This window comes from Parabacteroides sp. KHUB-01 (assembly GCF_056640935.1).
The window spans coordinates 164,246-181,494 of record NZ_CM153256.1 but is presented as its reverse complement, the minus strand read 5'-3'; the positions used below and the strand labels follow the sequence as shown (position 1 = coordinate 181,494).

The 17,249-nt window shown below is 39.7% G+C and carries 11 protein-coding genes; all 11 read right to left on the bottom strand.

Annotated elements, in window-relative coordinates; genetic code table 11:
* Window positions 1-53 precede the first annotated feature (53 nt).
* The 11 genes from ACYIAR_RS00825 to ACYIAR_RS00775 all read right to left on the bottom strand — a co-directional run bounded on the left by ACYIAR_RS00825 (window position 54) and on the right by ACYIAR_RS00775 (window position 17,236).
* Window positions 54-734, bottom strand: a complete 681-nt coding sequence (locus ACYIAR_RS00825) for a YiaD family glycine zipper/OmpA-like lipoprotein (protein WP_480331505.1) — start codon at window positions 732-734, stop codon at window positions 54-56.
* Window positions 735-857: 123 nt separating this feature from the next.
* Window positions 858-1,184 carry a hypothetical protein gene (locus ACYIAR_RS00820; RefSeq protein ID WP_480331503.1) on the bottom strand — a complete coding sequence of 109 codons (327 nt, stop codon included), beginning with the start codon at window positions 1,182-1,184 and terminating at the stop codon, window positions 858-860.
* 69 nt (window positions 1,185-1,253) lie between these two features.
* Complete coding sequence (locus ACYIAR_RS00815) at window positions 1,254-3,155, bottom strand: AMP-dependent synthetase/ligase (protein WP_480331501.1); 1,902 nt, start codon at window positions 3,153-3,155, stop codon at window positions 1,254-1,256.
* Window positions 3,156-3,157: 2 nt separating this feature from the next.
* Window positions 3,158-6,505 (bottom strand): transcription-repair coupling factor, encoded by a 3,348-nt coding sequence (gene mfd / locus ACYIAR_RS00810; protein ID WP_480331499.1) that lies wholly within the window; start codon window positions 6,503-6,505, stop codon window positions 3,158-3,160.
* 199 nt (window positions 6,506-6,704) lie between these two features.
* On the bottom strand, window positions 6,705-8,552 hold the full coding sequence (gene tnpC / locus ACYIAR_RS00805; RefSeq protein WP_008767178.1) for an IS66 family transposase: 1,848 nt from the start codon (window positions 8,550-8,552) through the stop codon (window positions 6,705-6,707).
* Window positions 8,553-8,642: 90 nt separating this feature from the next.
* Window positions 8,643-8,975, bottom strand: coding sequence for an IS66 family insertion sequence element accessory protein TnpB (tnpB, locus tag ACYIAR_RS00800; RefSeq protein WP_008767179.1), 333 nt, complete (start codon window positions 8,973-8,975; stop codon window positions 8,643-8,645).
* On the bottom strand, window positions 8,969-9,334 hold the full coding sequence (locus tag ACYIAR_RS00795) for a hypothetical protein (RefSeq protein ID WP_007901163.1): 366 nt from the start codon (window positions 9,332-9,334) through the stop codon (window positions 8,969-8,971). The genes tnpB and ACYIAR_RS00795 overlap by 7 nt, the downstream gene beginning before the upstream one ends.
* A gap of 154 nt (window positions 9,335-9,488) precedes the next feature.
* A complete protein-coding gene (locus ACYIAR_RS00790; RefSeq protein ID WP_480331497.1) occupies window positions 9,489-10,088 on the bottom strand; it encodes a hypothetical protein in 600 nt (199 codons plus the stop codon).
* The gene (locus ACYIAR_RS00785; RefSeq protein WP_480331495.1) at window positions 10,078-11,385 is read right to left on the bottom strand and encodes an AAA family ATPase; all 1,308 of its coding nucleotides are present in this window, start codon (window positions 11,383-11,385) and stop codon (window positions 10,078-10,080) included. Before ACYIAR_RS00785 ends, ACYIAR_RS00790 begins: the two co-directional genes overlap by 11 nt.
* Window positions 11,386-11,533: 148 nt before the next feature.
* Window positions 11,534-12,205: a hypothetical protein gene (locus tag ACYIAR_RS00780; RefSeq protein WP_480331493.1), complete on the bottom strand. Its 672-nt coding sequence runs from the start codon at window positions 12,203-12,205 to the stop codon at window positions 11,534-11,536.
* Between the two features lie 30 nt (window positions 12,206-12,235).
* Window positions 12,236-17,236, bottom strand: coding sequence for a DEAD/DEAH box helicase (locus ACYIAR_RS00775; protein WP_480331491.1), 5,001 nt, complete (start codon window positions 17,234-17,236; stop codon window positions 12,236-12,238).
* Window positions 17,237-17,249: the final 13 nt, after the last annotated feature.

The window sequence follows — 17,249 nt, the reverse complement described above, 5'->3', positions numbered from 1 at the left end:
ACAAGGAAAGCACTTGTTCTCCTTGCCAACTCGTCAACTCGTTCCCTTATCAACTATTTCAATGTTCCATTCTGTGCCTGCTGAATCATTGTTTCATTAGGCAAAATCAGAATCTCAACTCTTCTGTTCAATGCTCGACCTTCAACTGTGCTGTTGTCTGCAACAGGTTGATGAATACCTTTTCCTTCATATTCCATACGCTTGCTGCTGACACCCTGGTCAACCATCAGATAATTATATACGCTTTTGGCTCTCTTCTCGGATAAAGTCTGGTTATAGTCCACATTACCTGTATTGTCAGTGTGGCCAACGATCTTGATATCCGTATCAGGATTCTGATTCAAACTTTCCGCCAATTTGCGTAATGCACTTCTTGAAGCTTCGCTCAGTGTGCTTGAATTAGTTGCAAACAAGATTCCCGAATCAAAAGTAACTCTCAGAGCTTCACCATTGTTTATTGTTTCAACTTGAGTTTCCTCAGGCAAAGTAGCTTCAAGTTCCTTCTTCTGCTTATCCATCTTCTTGCCAATCAATGCACCGGCTGTTCCTCCAACAGCAGCACCAATAACCGAGCCTAAAGCCGTATTACCTGCCAAAGCACCAACACCAGCACCAACTGCTGCTCCACCGCCAACTCCAATTGCAGTTCCTTTAGCCATATTGTTCCATGAACCGCAACTTGACATTGTTACTGCCAATGATAAAACTGCGACTGACAACAAATGTATTTTCATAATCAATTCCTTTTTAAAATTAAACAATTTAAGTTTCGCAAGTTGCTCAACTTAAAAGTTAACAAGACTTCAGATACAAGAAGAAAAATTCTCTTGTCAACTTGTCTTCTTGTCAACTGAAAATCAATCAAACATATCAATCGAATCGCAATAAGCCAATTCTCCCTGGACAATGAAAGTTATTTCATCCTCTGAGAATTTGCCTACCTTGTCCTTCAGAGCGTTCTTTATAACGAATTGAACCAGTTCTTCTTCATCAATGTCAACTTCTTCATTGTCTTCCATGTCCATATTCATATATCCTTTTGAATCATAGAATTCATAAATCAAGTCAACGATATAGTTTATATCATCATTGCTGAATTTTCCCTTCAATTCCTGTGGAAGATAATTCTGGATAAATTTTACAGAATCTTCTTCATCATAAATAAAATCATCTTTTTCAGTCATGTCTTTTCGTGTTAATAAAATTAATACTCTAACATTTCTATCTTATCCGTAAAGATATGATTATTTCCTTTAATTAATGGACTCATAGTTCCATTTATTTTGCGGATTTTTGCCCTCAGGAGTATAAAGCTGTTCCAGACGGTCGGCATAAGCCTTCTCCACTTTTCCGCGCACAATCTTCATCGTGCTGTTAACCATACCGTTCTGTTCAGTGAACGGTTCCGGCAGAACGGCAAATGTAGCCGGCAGCCATCTGTCAGGAAACATATCCGCCAAATCTCCACCTTTCTTGAAACGTGCAATCTGCGACTGAATAATTTCAACAGCCTTTTCCTTTCCGGCAGCAGTCTGCAGCGTTTCGCCTTGCGGAAGCATTTTCTTCAGCTGCTCCTTGTTTGGAACAATCAGAGCCACAGTATACGGATTCTGGTTGTTATACAGAATAAGCTGGTCGATGCATGACGAATGTTCAACCAATGCCTCTTCAATTCCTTCCGGACTATATTTCTCACCGTCGCTTCCAATCAGCAAACTCTTGAATCTGCCGAGCACATAAAGCAGTCCGTCTTTGCTCATATATCCCATATCACCGGTATAGAGCCAGCCGTCTTTCACAGTCTCAGATGTAGCAACAGGATTTTTCCAATATCCCGCCATGACATTCTCGCCTCTTATCACAATTTCGCCTTTCTCGCCGCATGGCAACTCTTTTCCGTCGGAATCACATATTTTCAAATCCAATGGCTTCACAAGCACGCCGCTGCTTCCGAACTTATGACGCTTCGGTCCGTTTGTCGAAATAACCGGAGTTGCCTCGCTCAAGCCATAGCCCTGATACATCGGCAAACCAATAGCATAATAAAACTTCTGCAAATCCTTGTCCAGCAATGCACCGCCACCGATGAAGAAACGAAGCTCGCCACCGAAATTCTGGCGTATTTTGCTGAAAATTATTTTGTCGAACAGTGAAACAAGAGGTTTTAGCACGAAACGCCATCCGCGTCCCTTGTCATCCCCGCCGTCTCCATTATAGATATAAGCCGTTTCCAAAGCATATTCAAACAGCCTTGTAACAGTCTTTCCCTGAGCCTTTATGCCCTGCTCAATGCTTTTCTTGAAGTTCTTAGCCAGCGCCGGCACGCTCAAAATCAGATAAGGCTTTATTTCCTTGATATTTATCGGAATATTCTTCAACGTCTCCATGCCCGTGCGGCCCACCTGCACAGTGGCAACCGACGCACCTTTCGACATAAAGATATAAAAGCCCACAACATGCGCGAAGCAATGGTCGAGCGGCAAAATAACCAAAGTTCTCCATGACGAATCCAAATCCACGCAAGTCAGCGACTGCTCCACATTCGCCGTGTAATTCCTGTGAGTAAGAATAACACCTTTCGGATCCGCAGTAGTTCCCGATGTATATGTTATCGTTGCATAGTCGTCATTCTGCAATGACAGGGCAACTTCCATAAACTCCTCTCTTGAATGAGTTTCTAGCCAATCACGGCCGTAATCAGAAACATCGCCTACATATACTTCCTTTTCCTTGAATTCCGGAATCCTGTCCAGAACAACAACCTTTTCCACCAGAGGAAGCTCATTCAGAATCTTTCTGATTTTCTTCAACTGATTTGCCGAAACAACGATATATTTCACCTCGGCATGTTTCAGTCTGAACAGCAAATCATTTGCCTCTTCAAGTTTGATTGAAAGAGGAACGTTGGTTGCCCCGGCATAAAACATAGCCAGCTCACTGATAATCCAGGCATTCCTGCCTTCGCTCAGCAAAGCCATGTTATCGCCTTTCTTCACTCCCAACGCTCTGAAGCCCGCCCCAAGTTCATAAACCATCTGCCGGACTTCCTTATATGTTGTCGGTTCGTATTTTTTACCTGTCTTTTCCCACAAAAAGACATTGTCTCCATAACGAGCCACAGACGACTCAAACAAGTCAACAAGTGTTTTTTTCATTCTCAATTAATTTTTTCGATTTCTTCCATAATGGCACATGCCTTTCCAACCGTTGTGACATTCTTAACCACAATACTCAGCTTGTCATTCTGTTCCCTTAGCTTACAGTCCTTCGGATGCCTCTGGATATAAGCCAGAACGTGAGAGAATGAATCACTCTCATAATAAAGGCTCTTAGGATTGGAAACCATATAAAGAATCATCTGCCCTTTCTTCAATATAGCCTTTTCAACTCCCAGACCCTTTGCCATCCTTCGGAAACGCACAATCCTTATCAGCTCCATACCTTCAGTCGGAATTTTACCGAATCTGTCCTCGATGCGTTCCTTGAATGCCTGGATATCTCTCTCTTCTTCCATCTTATCAAGCTCCCTGTAAAGAGAAATTCTTTCCGAATCGCTCGGGATATAAGTAGGAGGGAAACGCAATTCCAAATCACTCTCGATATAAGTCTCACGCACGAAGTCTTTCCTGTCCTTCTGGTTTTCCGTCAGTTCAGCATACAAATCAGAGAATTCTTCCGTTTTCAGTTCGTCAACGGCTTCTTCCAGAATCTTCTGATATGTTTCATATCCCAAATCTGCGATAAAGCCACTTTGCTCTGCGCCCAGCATATTTCCGGCACCTCTGATGTCCAAATCCTGCATGGCGATATGAATACCGCTGCCAAGCTCAGAGAAATTCTCTATTGCCTGCAGTCGCCTCCTTGCCTCCTGGCTCAACGTGCTCAAAGGCGGAGAAAGCAGATAGCAGAACGCCTTCCTGTTGCTTCGCCCAACTCGTCCGCGAAGCTGGTGAAGATCCGACAGACCGAACTGCTGCGCATTGTTGACAATTATAGTATTTGCATTCGGAACGTCAATTCCACTCTCAATTATACTAGTAGCAATCAGCACATCATACTCGTAGTTCACGAAATCAAGAATGATTTTCTCCAACTGCTCCGGCTCCATCTGCCCGTGACCGACGCAAACCCTTGCATCCGGCACTTCACGGCGGACAAGATTCTCTATCTCATATATATTCTGAATCCTGTTGTTGATGAAGAAAACCTGACCGTTGCGGCTCATCTCAAAGTTTATAGCCTCGCGGATAATGTCCGGATTGAATCTCTCCACCTCAGTCTGAACCGGATATCTGTTTGGCGGAGGAGTAGTAATGCTACTCAAGTCCCTCGCTCCCATCAGTGAGAACTGCAAAGTTCTCGGAATCGGAGTAGCCGTCATAGTCAGCGTATCGACATTAGTCTTCAGCTGTCGGAGCTTCTCCTTGACCGACACACCGAATTTCTGCTCCTCGTCGATAATCAGAAGCCCCAAATCCTTGAACTCCACATCCTTGCTCACAAGGCGATGCGTGCCGATAACAATATTTATCTCGCCCTCCTTAAGCAATTTCAACGTCTGTCTGATTTGTGCCGACGTACGCGCACGGCTGATATAATCAATGCGACAAGGAAAATCCTTCAGTCGCTCGCTGAAAGTCTGATAATGCTGGAACGCAAGCACCGTAGTAGGCACAAGCACCGCAACCTGCTTATTGTCCGACACCGCCTTGAAAGCCGCGCGGATAGCAACCTCAGTCTTTCCGAAGCCCACATCACCACACACCAGGCGGTCCATCGGCCGGTCACTCTCCATATCTGCCTTCACATCGGCAGTAGCCTTCATCTGGTCCGGAGTGTCCTCATATATAAAGCTAGCCTCCAACTCATGCTGCATAAAGCTGTCCGGGCTGAATGCAAAACCCTTCTCCTTTTTCCTCTTCGAATAAAGCAGAATCAGGTCGCGGGCAATATCCTTCACCTTTTTCTTGGTGCGTTCCTTCATCTTCTCCCACGCACCAGTGCCCAGCTTGTTCAGCTTTGGCGGCTCGCCATTGTCCTTGCCCTTATATTTCGAAAGCTTGTGCAAGGAATGAATGCTGACGAAAATTATATCATTGTTCTGATAAATAAGCTTGATAGCCTCCTGAACCTTTCCGTTCACTTCCGTACGCACCAGTCCGCCGAACTGCCCCACACCGTGGTCGATATGCACAACATAATCACCCACAGAAAACTGGTTGAGCTCCTTCAGCGACAAAGATATTTTCCCGCTCCTCGCCTTGTCACTCTTAAGGCTATACTTATGGAAACGGTCGAAAAGCTGATGGTCCGTAAAGAAGCAAACTTTCATCTGCTCGTCGCTGAAACCCGCATGAATAGTCTTGTTCACGGCAGTGAAAGGCAAATTCTCTTTCCTGTCCTCAAATATGGCACGTATTCTGGCAGCCTGCTTCTCAACGTCGCTCAATATGTAAATTGTATAACCGTCGTTGATAAACTTAGCGAAAGATTCGCTCACCAAATCAAAATTCTTATGATAAATAGGCTGAAGCTGCGTCTGGAATTTCACAACCACATCCGGAGTTCCAAGGATATGCGTTCCCGTCTGAATCCTCTTGAAGTCCAGCGCCTTTCTGATAAAACTCTCCCAATGCACCAGCTTTTCATGCATACTCTCGGCACTGGCAAAAGATTCTTCGTCGGCAACAACCGGCTCTTCCTTCCAGATTGAGCAAATCCTCTCCTTGCACCATTCCAAATCATAAGAAACAACACAAGTATCTTCCGGCAGAACATCAAGCAGCGAAGCCTCACTCCCACTGTCCGAATTTATCTTCGGAACAATATGGATTCTCTCCAGCTTCTCCTTCGAAAGCTGCGTTTCCACATCAAACGAGCGGATAGTCTCAATCTCATTTCCAAAAAAGTCAATTCTGTACGGAAATTCATAAGAATACGAGAAAACGTCGAGAATACTACCACGCACCGCATACTGCCCCGGCTCATACACATAATCCACACGCTCGAAGCCATAACTGTCCAACACGTCCGAAATAAACTTACTGTCAACCTTCTCTCCCGCAGCAATCTGCAACGTATTCTCTTTCAAGGTTTCCTTAGCAACAACCTTCTCCGACAAAGCATCAGGATAAGTTACAATAATAAAATTACTGTCAGGCTGCTGAAGCATACTCAAAACCTCAGTTCTCAATATCTCATTTGCAGCATCAATATGCCCGTATTTTATCGATCTGCGATATGCCGACGGAAAAAAATACACATTCTTGTCTGAAATAAGCTGTGTAAGGTCGTGATAGTAATATCCCGCATCTTCCAAATCATTGAGAATACACAAAAAACGCCCCTTGTCACGCTCGGACAGCGAAGCGATAAGCATAGCAGAAGAAGAGCCGTTAAGTCCTTTGGCCGCAATATTTTTCATCTGTTTGTCCTTAAGCAAAGATTCCATCATCTTCACTTGCGGATGCGCAGAGTAACTATTTAGCAAATCTTGTATTGTCACTTTTCTCGGTTTTAAATTCAAGTACTCATTCTGTACTGTCGTCAGAACATTTTTCCTTATTAGTGCAAAAATAAGGAAAGTTGGTAAAAATACCCACTCTTTTCAATGTGTTTCGTAAACTTCCAATTTTAGGGTAGCCCCTTTTAGACGGGCGCCAGTCGGCACCCGTCTAAAAAAGAATCCACAAATTTAACGATTATTATTTGCATATTGTCATGGGAAGAAGGTTTTCGTAATCCGTTCTTCCCTTCTTTAATTCTCTTAGCAGCTTGCAGAAGTAATTCCTGAAGGAGACTCCTGCCTGTTTGCAGGTTTCTATAAAGGTATTATAGATTGCGGAGTTCTGTATTCCTTTCACGCTTCCGAAGAACAGGCTGTTCTTTCGTTGGACAGTGATTGGTCTTATCGCTCTTTCTGCTGTCATATTGTCTATGGAGTATTCTCCGTCATTTCTGTAGGAGAAGATCTGATTCCAGAAGTTCTTCAGATAGTTAAGGGCCTTGCTCATAAGTTCGCTTCGGCTCTCATCCGGATTTGCCAGCAAATCATAAAGCTCCGTCCTTAACTTCTCGATGATTTCCGTCGTTTCCTTACCGTTCCTTCTGCTGTAAATCTCGTCCGCAGTAAGTTTTTCCCGACGGTAAGTCTCTTCCATGCCGTATAGCTTTGCTATCAGCTCAAGGAAGATTCTTGCCTGCAGACTTCCCTGGTCGTAGGCGTACTTGAACTTGGCTCTTGCATGAGCCAGACAGCAGAGATGCTCTATATCCATAAGTTCATTGTCTAGATACATATATACGTTGTAACCGTCACTCTGCAGTGATTTGATTTTTGCATCACCAAGGAACTCCTTCAACACATTTCTGTTCCTGCCTCCATGTTTCTGTACACCTTCATCATCCGTTGTATCCTCGTAGAAGAAGATGACTATACGCGCTTTTCTGTTTACCAGACACCACATATAGGTCTTTCGTTTCTTATTGTATGCGTGATAGCGGAGCCATGTCTCGTCCACATTCACGTTGGCACCGTCCTGAAGGGCAATCTTCTTGAGGGCAGGTATCAGCTTATTGAGCTGCATGGCACCTTTGTCGGCCCAGTTCAGCAGGTTCTGCACAGAGGTGTTCCAGTCCATATCCGACAGACGGTTCTTCGCCTCCCTGTATGCCGGTGTTGACATCTGGAAGCGGTTAAACATCAGATACGAGAGCATGTTTGCCGTAATGCTTGTACCCGGTACTATCTCGTCATAAAGGCTTGCCCGGACGTCATCCTTCATAGGAAGGAACATGCTTTCAATCCTGCCGTCGGCATGCTTCACCTTAAGTACCTCAAAGTGATGTTCCTCAATATGGCTCACAATGCTTCTTATTTTACGGTAGCTTGACGATATTACAACAGAATCCTCAGGAAGCATTGTATAATCAGACCTGTGTATAATCGGTGTACCTACACAAGTCTTATTGTATGTCATTCCTTTCCTGTATGGTCTTTCCTTGGAAAGGGAAGCCTTCGGAGTATCCTGCGTGTCGCATGATGCGGAAGAGTCCGGCTGTGGGACCTCGCTTGGTGGAGCAGTAGGAGTACCGTCAAAATCATCCTTGTCATCATGCTTCCCTTTTACGACCCTTTTACGGTCAATACCTTTGAGACTTTTGGAAGAGGCATAGGTCTGGGTATTCATAATGGAAAGACGTTCTAAAAGGGCATTATACTTTTTCTCAAGTTTTTTATACTCCTTATCGCGGAGCTTGTATTCAAGGACAACCTTGTCAGCCTTGCTGTTTGCCTTAAGCAGGGCATTTGTAAGGGAGTCTATTTTCTTATTGGACTCCTTCAGGTCTTTTCCTATTTCATCAAGCCGTGCTATCATTTCGTCAAGCTGCTTGCTCTTGCTCTGATTCTCCTCAAACAGGAACAGGGCGAACCTCTTTATCTGCTCATTATCCATACCTTCAAGGGGTGTATGCTCCTTTTCGGGTCTGTTCATCATCTCTTCAAGATGCTTCTGTCTGAGTATGTGTTCTATAAGTTCCTCTGTTTCCATGTTCTCTAAATTTTATGTAAAGATACTCATTTTCAGTGAGATACGCAAATATTTAGAGAGCTTTTATTGCTGATATTCAGAGTTTTATCATTAAATTCTTATGCTCGTTATTACCGGAGTTTCAAGTATCGTGACCAGGTCTTTCCAGTCTATCTTATACACTGTCACGTCATCCTTGCGCTCTATCCTCATGAACCTGTAGCCCTTTATGAAGGACTTCTCATGAAGATAATAGGCATTGCGCTCATAGTGTATCATGCGAACCTTGCGCTGGTCTTTAGACATGAACATGTAAACATCACCATTCAATGGATCACGGTGGTATCGACCTCGGATTATCTCGCATATACGCTGAGCCTTGCATCTCATATCGTGAAGCTCAGGAAGGTAGTAGAAGTTGTGAAGACCGTTGATGCTCAGCATAAGCCCTCCAGTTTCTCTACCAGTGTTTTCAGCCCCTGATAGTCTAAGCCTTTCTTCTGTATGCACAAGCCCTCACGAGTTCTTATCGTCACCATAATGCTTCCTTTATGGGGAGTTGTACGTTTGAGCTTGTCTTTAGCAACCTCCTGCCGTTCTTCATTGCCTGTCCGAATCAGCTCTTCCGGAATTCCTTCAACTTCTACAGGTACAACCTTTTTCTGTGTCTTCTTGAACCAGTCATAGAATGCCGTGTATGGAATATTGTTACCAATGCAGAACGAGTTGATGGAAACTCCATTGGGCTCACCCTCGGTTTTGTAGAGGAACCACAGTCTTTCAAAATCTTTTTCGCTAAACATAATCTTTCAAGTTTTAAGTTTAGCACGAAGGTATGGGAAAGAAACATGCTAGTCAATACGCCAATTTTGGAAGCTTACATGTGTTTCCATAACTTCATATTATTTACTCAGTATTGACATAATAAATCCTACTTAAATTATAATAAGAATTTTCTTATGATTGAGTTTTCAAATTCTTTTCATCAACAATAAAAATACAGTTTGTCGGAAGAAAACGAATTTTATATTTTTGATGTAACTTCTTATATTCAGATGCATCATCAAAAATAGTTTGATTAAACGATACTTTATTTCTCCTTGGAAACGATATTATACCATAAACACGTTGCTGATGTTCTATAATCCCTTTATCTCTAAATATTTGCACTGCAGAAATAATCTGATTCTTTACAATAGCTTTATATTCTGAAATATTTTTAGGTTTACAGTCTTTTATTTCCACAAAAGCCGCACCTATATTATTCCCCTCACTTTCAGGAAACACAATACACTCACAATGAGGCAAATCATTTCCAACCTCGTCTTTAAACTGATTATCATCAAAGATATTACATATAACTGTCAGTAATGACGGGTTTTCAAAAACCAGACAGTCCATATCTGTATTGCCATCTGGAACTAGTGGTATAGTTTCATGAAACTCCACTTTTCTGTTGCTACCTGTTCTTTCAGTAAAATCAGCAATATATAATTTAGGAGCAGCACTACTACGAAAGACAGATTTAGGATAAACAGCCTGTATTTTACTCTTCATCTTCGTAATAATTTAAAAGTTCCAGATATTCTTCAGAATTCTTTTTATATGCCTTATTCAAGTAATTATCCTCAATGATGCCATCTTTGTCCTGAATACAGCGACTAGTACCGTTTTCCAATTCAAAAATAGAGACTAATTTAGGATCAATCCACGCAGGATGAGAGGCAAAATCACAAGCTTCCTCTTCCGGAATATTATCTTTCACCAATCCACCCATCATACAATTATTGATGGCAAACAATATATACGGACTGTGAGTAGTAATTATAGCTGAATGTTTTTTATCATTCAGCATAGTTCCCAACAACCAGTAAACAAACTCCTGTTGTGTATCTGGAAAAAGATTTTGCTCAGGCTCTTCAATAAACAATTGAGTATAATGATAATTAAACAAACGGTCCATAACATGGACAGACTCATATATATTATGAGATAAATCTTCCGGAGACAAATCCGATAGTTTGCTTATCGCTTTTACATCATAACTCTCAAGCATTTTGAACATTGAAAGCAATATATTAGAATACTCCTTGAATTTACCAATATTCTCTCCTGATGCAATTCTATTGGCAATCAAAATCAATGCATTGGAAAATTCCTTTTTTGCCATTTCTTTTAAAGGAGATAATGTCCTCGGCTTCTTATACAAATTGGATAACATATAGATTATCGTTTGATACAATGGCAAAACAGATTGAACTCCGCTTGATGCATTCGTAAGCAACAGCTTGGAACCATTATCAAATATATAATCCCTGTCATTAATATTTTCATATGAAACTTCCCTGCTAAGAAGATTTGAAATATCAAGTTTCTTTATCTCCTCTTTAGCTTCCGACCAGTCATAAGCAAAATATAGTAACACATTGTTTCCCTCATTATACTTGCTGAAATTGGGCACTCCTGCTACAAAATTGCGTTCCGAAGGAATATAGCATATCTTAGGATAAGAAAATACCATTTTATCCTTCAACTTAATAGTTGTTTTTTTAGAGCTATGTGTATAGGTGATAGTCATTGCCTCACCTTCATATTTTATACTGGCGTTTTTGTGAAAATATCCATCAAGTTTATGATATTCAACAAGAGAATCATAAAAAACACCCTGCTTTTGATAGTTTTCCAATTGCTTATCATTAAAAAAACAACTCTTTTCTACCCACTGACAATGGCAAAGTATTTTAGAAATTGTACTCTTACCTGAAGATTGAGGTCCCATAAAAACATTAATTCTGTTTACCTCAAATTCCACAAGCTTAATGGCTCCTATATTTTTTATGGTAAGTTTCTGCATATTGTTTTATTTAAATGATAAATCTTCTCAAATGTAATCCAAAGTTGTTGGATTGGCAAGAGAAAGGAAGTGCAAGTTTTATAAATACAGAATTTTGTTTCATCTTTCTTCTTAACAAAAGTATTACATCACACACCTCTTTATTTCATTAAAGAGCATCATTAAAACCATTATTATAAATAGACTTTATAGAACAAGTTTTTTTCCCTATCTCTAATATAAAGTCAATAATATCAGATAAAATAAAAATTAAAGTGCTATAATTTGCCGAGCTATGAGAAACATTACGTTTAAATACATGAATATCTCCTTTATATTCTATGCTTTCATCTTCGTGTCGATGAATACCATTATTATGAAGAGTATTTCTGATTTTAGCTAAAATACTATTTGCTTTATATAAATCTGAATCTTTCTCTATATTCATTTCTCTAAAAAGACAATCTATCAATTTAGAGAAAGAATTTGGTACACTTAATCCTAATGAGTGGCATATTTCTCTATAATAAGATTCAACTACACTTTGTAAAAATATTATGAGAGAATGCCTATTTCTTAATATATAATCATTAGCAATTCTTTTCGAATCAGATTCTATCGTTTTAAACAGGTCGTAAATATATTGATGAACCGACACATAACGAATAAAGAATACTATATTGATATTATGATATATTAGTATTCTATCTATTTGCTCTAATACAGTTATTCTATAATCATTCAATTCATCATAATGATATTCCTTTAAGAGAAAAGCTTTTGCTTCAATAGCTTTTCTTCTTAATAATTCTAATTCTTTTAGATATTCATGTAGTACCATTATATACACCTATATTAAAACAATATATTATCAAACCTTCAATTTAGGCAACCCCTTCACAACTTCCACCGTCTGAACACTCACATTAATTACAGACAGCAACAGATCCAAAATATAACGTGGCTGATTATGTTCGAACGACCAGTCATTAGGATTATTCTTAATCAAACTTTTCTTATCTTGAGTTTTCTGATAACGTTCCATAATCCATTCGATTGCCGACTTACCGTTTACTACATATTCATATGCTTCAGCCGGAATATTTTCAATTCGGATATTATGGTTATAAATTATAGTATCCTTTTGTCCTTTCTTCGGGAACTTCATTTTATCCACAGCATAATATTCAAAGTCTGCTTTGGTGTTATAGAATGGATTGTTACCTGCTGCCAAAAAACCACGGAATTCTTCTTCATTCTTTCCTTCCATCACCACTTGCACACCTTCGTATGCCGGAACCGTTTCATAATTCAAATGCAAATCGGCAAGTTTCTTACCTGCTTTGTAGAATGACAAGAATTCTTCCAGTTTATCTACAATCGGGATTCTTGGCAACGACTTTTTCAAATCAGCAGAGAAGCGTTCGCGATACTGCGGTGAATGCAACAATCCATACACATAATAGAATATATGTTCTTTTGTAATTTCCTTACTTCTTCCATATCGATTGCGTACTTCCTGCAAAATCCAATCAGTTATGCCATCTCGTTGTATATATTGCGGCTCATCATTTACTGATGCAAATAAATCGTCCATTCCGCCTTTATTAAAGGTGGTTTTCGTTTCTTCGTACCAATATAAAGGGAAACACTGACTTTTTCCTATTAATTCCAGATCTGGTAATATATTTGATATTATACATGAAAAGTCTTTTGTTACACCTATTCCACTTACGCAAATCACTAAGTTTTTGTGTGATGGGGTTGGAAATAATGTAGACCATAAACCTGGACTTTCAATAAACTCTGGAGCATTATACAATAATAGCTTAGAAAACGGCCTATAAGATGAAACAACCATTTTCTTTTCACTAAATATATATATCTTCTGCCTTTTTAAAGAGTTTTTCAAAGACCTTGTCCAACTAATTTTCTTTATATCTAAATTTATAATATCATCTAATTTAGAATACTTATAACTAGGGTTAGAACATAGCAGATCTTTATATTTACAAACTTCTTTATTGTAAAAATCAATCATGTCAACCATGATAGATTTCAACATTATTTTAGAACTATTATATACATAAGCATCTCTATTACTCGCTATTCCAATAGCATATGTATTAAAAAACGATTTACTATTTATAGCGAACTTTTTTTCAGGTGCAATCGGAATCAAATCATCAAACACCCCATCTCTCTGATTAATCCAATCAGCTTTATCATTAGGTTCGATTAATTGCCAATCTATTTTCTTGGAAGAAATAGATTGATATTTTTTCAGTTTACCTAATTTATCTTCTCGGCTCAAATAATCACCAATATCATAGTAATGAATGGTTGCTTGTCCTTCTTTACGTGGATTCTTAACTAAGAATGTAATGGCAATTGGAGTGCGAGAACCTGAACCAAAAATCTTTCCTCCTTCTTTTCTGGATAGTTCGCCACTGGTTCTTTGATTTCCGCGAAGATTTAAAACATAAATATCGGAAAATTCATTTTCCAAGGATTTACGCATACCATCTTGTGCATTTCCATCCAACCAGGCTCCATTACTGATAAAAGCAATAATACCCCCTTCTTTACTTTGAGCTAAGCGATCACTTGCCCAACGAAAAGCTTTGATATAACTATCATACAAAGCCTTATTCAAGTTTGCTGTACTATTTGCTGCATAAGTATTCGCTATTCTCGCTTCCAACTTCTTATATTTCAAATTCTGCGCATTGTCATCAGCCGATTTCTGCCCTACAGAATAAGGCGGATTGCCGATAATCACACGCACCGGAGCTTTCTTCTGTTTTAGAACACGCTCTGAATTTTCCTTGAATAAAATACTGAAAATATCGTTATCTCCGCTTTCGTTCAGTTGGAAAGTATCCGTCATGCAAATTCCCTCATAAGGCAAATAATCCTCTCGCTTACAAAGACTATGAAAAACACTTTCGATATTTACATCTGCCACATAATAAGCCAAAAGAACCAACTCATTGCAATGAATTTCATTCAAATATTTACGTTCCATATCTTCCGGACGGATTAAGCCGGATTGCAGCAAACGGGTGATGAATGTGCCTGTTCCAGTAAATGGATCAAGTATATGAACATTCTCTTCAGTCAGCGAAGTATCGAATTCTTTTTTCAGAATATCATTTACCGAATGAATAATAAAGTCCACACATTCCACCGGAGTATAAACAATACCCAACTGATCAACAGTCAGAGGAAAAGCTCCTTTGAAGAATTTTTCATACAGATTCTTAATAATGGTCTGTTTTCCTTCCAGATTATCAATCTTTCCGACATTGGTACGCACAGATTCATAGAACTTTTTCAACACTTCGGTATCTTTATCAAAACCTTCATATTCCAAAAGTTCAATCATCATTTGCATTGAACGGCTCACAGCGTTGTTCTTCACAAAGTGATATTCTTCAAACAAAGCGTCAAATACCGGTCGGGTAATCATGTGTTGTGCCAACATTTCAATGGCTTGTCCATTTGTTACCGACGGATTCAGATTCTTTTGCAAACCTTTTACAAAGTCCTCAAATTCATCCTTTAATTTACCTTCTTTCAGAATCAAAGCCGAAATGCGCTCAATAAAAGTGCGGGCAATCATTCCCACTTCTTTTGCCCAGTTCTCCCAATACAAACGATCCCCGCATTTTTCTACCAACTTGGCATAAATACCTTCACGCAATTCATCGCCAAAACGCAGGCTCAACTGTTGGGCAACTTCCTGATCTGAAAGATGAACGGTATCCACTTCATCGTGGCCCAGAATAACGGAAACTCTACCCAAACCGGCACCGCCGGCTGTTACTCGTCCGCTTTTCTTCTTATTCAAAGCTATCTGATGAATATATGCATTAAAACGATCATCATGCGAACGCAAAGCATTCAGAATATCCCAAACAACTTTAAAGCGAACATTATCATTCAAAGCTTCTTCCGGAGAAACACCCATTGGCACTACTATAGGGATAATTATATATCCATATTTCTTTTCATCGGCTTGTCCTTTACGGAAATTTCGCATCACACGACCGACAGACTGGACTACATCCACCTGAGAGTTTCGGGCAGCCAAAAACAGAACCGCATCCAAAGCCGGAACATCTACACCTTCCGACAAACAACGAACATTCGTAACCACACGACATTCCTGCGGATCTTCTGCTTCTTCCTTCAACCAAGCCAAAATCTCATTTCTGTCTTGCGAGTTCATCGAACCGTCAACGTGTTTTGTTTGTATATGAACAACATGTTCACGCTGCACATCTTCCAAAGAGTCATTATATTTCTGAGAAACCAAAGGCAAAACATGTGCTATATTTTTACTTGTTCCCGGATTTTCAATGTTTCCTATCGAAGAACAAAATGCTACCGCACGTCGCATCATCCTTGGGTCTGCATTCCATGTTGCACCTTCATCACCACGAACTGCTTTTGACAAACCATTGATTACTCCAATTAATTTGGTTGTGTCATTATAGTTTAATTCCTTTTTCTCTCCATTCTTGATGTCTTCAACCAAATTGTCCGGTAAATCGTTTTCACTAACTGTCAGCACCAGCACTTTGTAATCTGTCAGTAAGCCATTTTGCACGGCATAACTAAAATTTACACGATAAAACTCTTCACCATATAGAGATGTATCATCCATTGAGCAAAGAATCAAATCTTTTTCCGACGCTTTTACTTTTACTGACTCTCCATACAAACGCGGTGTGGCAGTCATATACAAACGCTTTTCTCCCTGAACATTTTCGTTTGAATGTATTTTGGTAAAATTGCTCTCATTCGTATCAGATATTTTCACACCGGTAGTTCGATGTGCTTCATCGCAAACAATAAAATCAAATTTGCCATAAGCATTATCAGTTGCTTTCAGAACTTCCATTTGTGCTGCCGAAACTGCATCCACAGACTGATATGTTGAAAATACAACAACCAAACCATCATAATCCTGATAAGCCAAAAGCTGATTCATAACAGATTTGGCATCAGTACTTGCCGGCAAGGCCAAATCAACAATAGACTCAAAATTATCATCAAAATCTTTACTTGCCTTTCTCGAAGCCTTTGCATCCGAACAAATACAAATTGCTTTTATCGGTTTGGCAGCATCAAAAGTCCATGCATTCAAAGTCTGCCCCAACAAAGCAATCGAGGGCACCATAAACAAGACTAAGCCTTTCCCTTGCAACAATGTTTCCATCATTTTAAGCGAAGTATAAGTCTTTCCCGTTCCACAAGCCATAATCAACTTTCCACGGTCATGGTCTTTATAATATTCCGATGCTTTTGAAATAGCAGTCAACTGATGTTCCATCAACTGCTTACCTTCCAGTTTAGCGTCTTCTCCTTTTTTACCTTCCAAAAGTTTTTCCCAATCAACCGGCGAAGTTTCCAGTTCAATCAATCCAATACGAGTTACCTTCGGATTCTGATTCTGAATAGATTCTTCAGCATTTGCACCCCAGTGATTTGTTGTAGAAACCCAAATTCTTTCTCTGAAAACTGTAGTCTGAAAAGTATAAGGATCTATGAACGTGCGGCTCGATGTTGCCAAAAAAGAATCAACTTCTTCTTTATTGATGACTGCCTTTTCATCATAACATTTACACTGAATAGCCCAATAATCACCTATATCAGTTTTTGCCACTAAATCAATCCCTAAGTCTTTTCCGCCAAAATCCTTTTTTGCCGGAAATTCTTCCCAAAGCCAAACTTCAGATAATTTGTTGCTATAACGTGAATCTGTCTTGAACCACGCTTTAATCAATTTCTCAAATTTGTAGCCTTTCTCTCTTTCTGAAAAAGATTCTTTACGGAATTTATTTAGGACTTCTTTGAATGTCATGATTTATTGTTTT

Coding starts and splice junctions, on each gene's coding strand:
- ACYIAR_RS00825 (WP_480331505.1), bottom strand. CDS start 734: ATGAAAATACATTTGTTGTCAGTCGCAGTTTTATCATTGGCAGTAACA.
- ACYIAR_RS00820 (WP_480331503.1), bottom strand. CDS start 1,184: ATGACTGAAAAAGATGATTTTATTTATGATGAAGAAGATTCTGTAAAA.
- ACYIAR_RS00815 (WP_480331501.1), bottom strand. CDS start 3,155: ATGAAAAAAACACTTGTTGACTTGTTTGAGTCGTCTGTGGCTCGTTAT.
- tnpC (WP_008767178.1), bottom strand. CDS start 8,552: ATGGAAACAGAGGAACTTATAGAACACATACTCAGACAGAAGCATCTT.
- tnpB (WP_008767179.1), bottom strand. CDS start 8,975: ATGCTGAGCATCAACGGTCTTCACAACTTCTACTACCTTCCTGAGCTT.
- ACYIAR_RS00795 (WP_007901163.1), bottom strand. CDS start 9,334: ATGTTTAGCGAAAAAGATTTTGAAAGACTGTGGTTCCTCTACAAAACC.
- ACYIAR_RS00790 (WP_480331497.1), bottom strand. CDS start 10,088: ATGAAGAGTAAAATACAGGCTGTTTATCCTAAATCTGTCTTTCGTAGT.
- ACYIAR_RS00785 (WP_480331495.1), bottom strand. CDS start 11,385: ATGCAGAAACTTACCATAAAAAATATAGGAGCCATTAAGCTTGTGGAA.
- ACYIAR_RS00780 (WP_480331493.1), bottom strand. CDS start 12,205: ATGGTACTACATGAATATCTAAAAGAATTAGAATTATTAAGAAGAAAA.
- ACYIAR_RS00775 (WP_480331491.1), bottom strand. CDS start 17,236: ATGACATTCAAAGAAGTCCTAAATAAATTCCGTAAAGAATCTTTTTCA.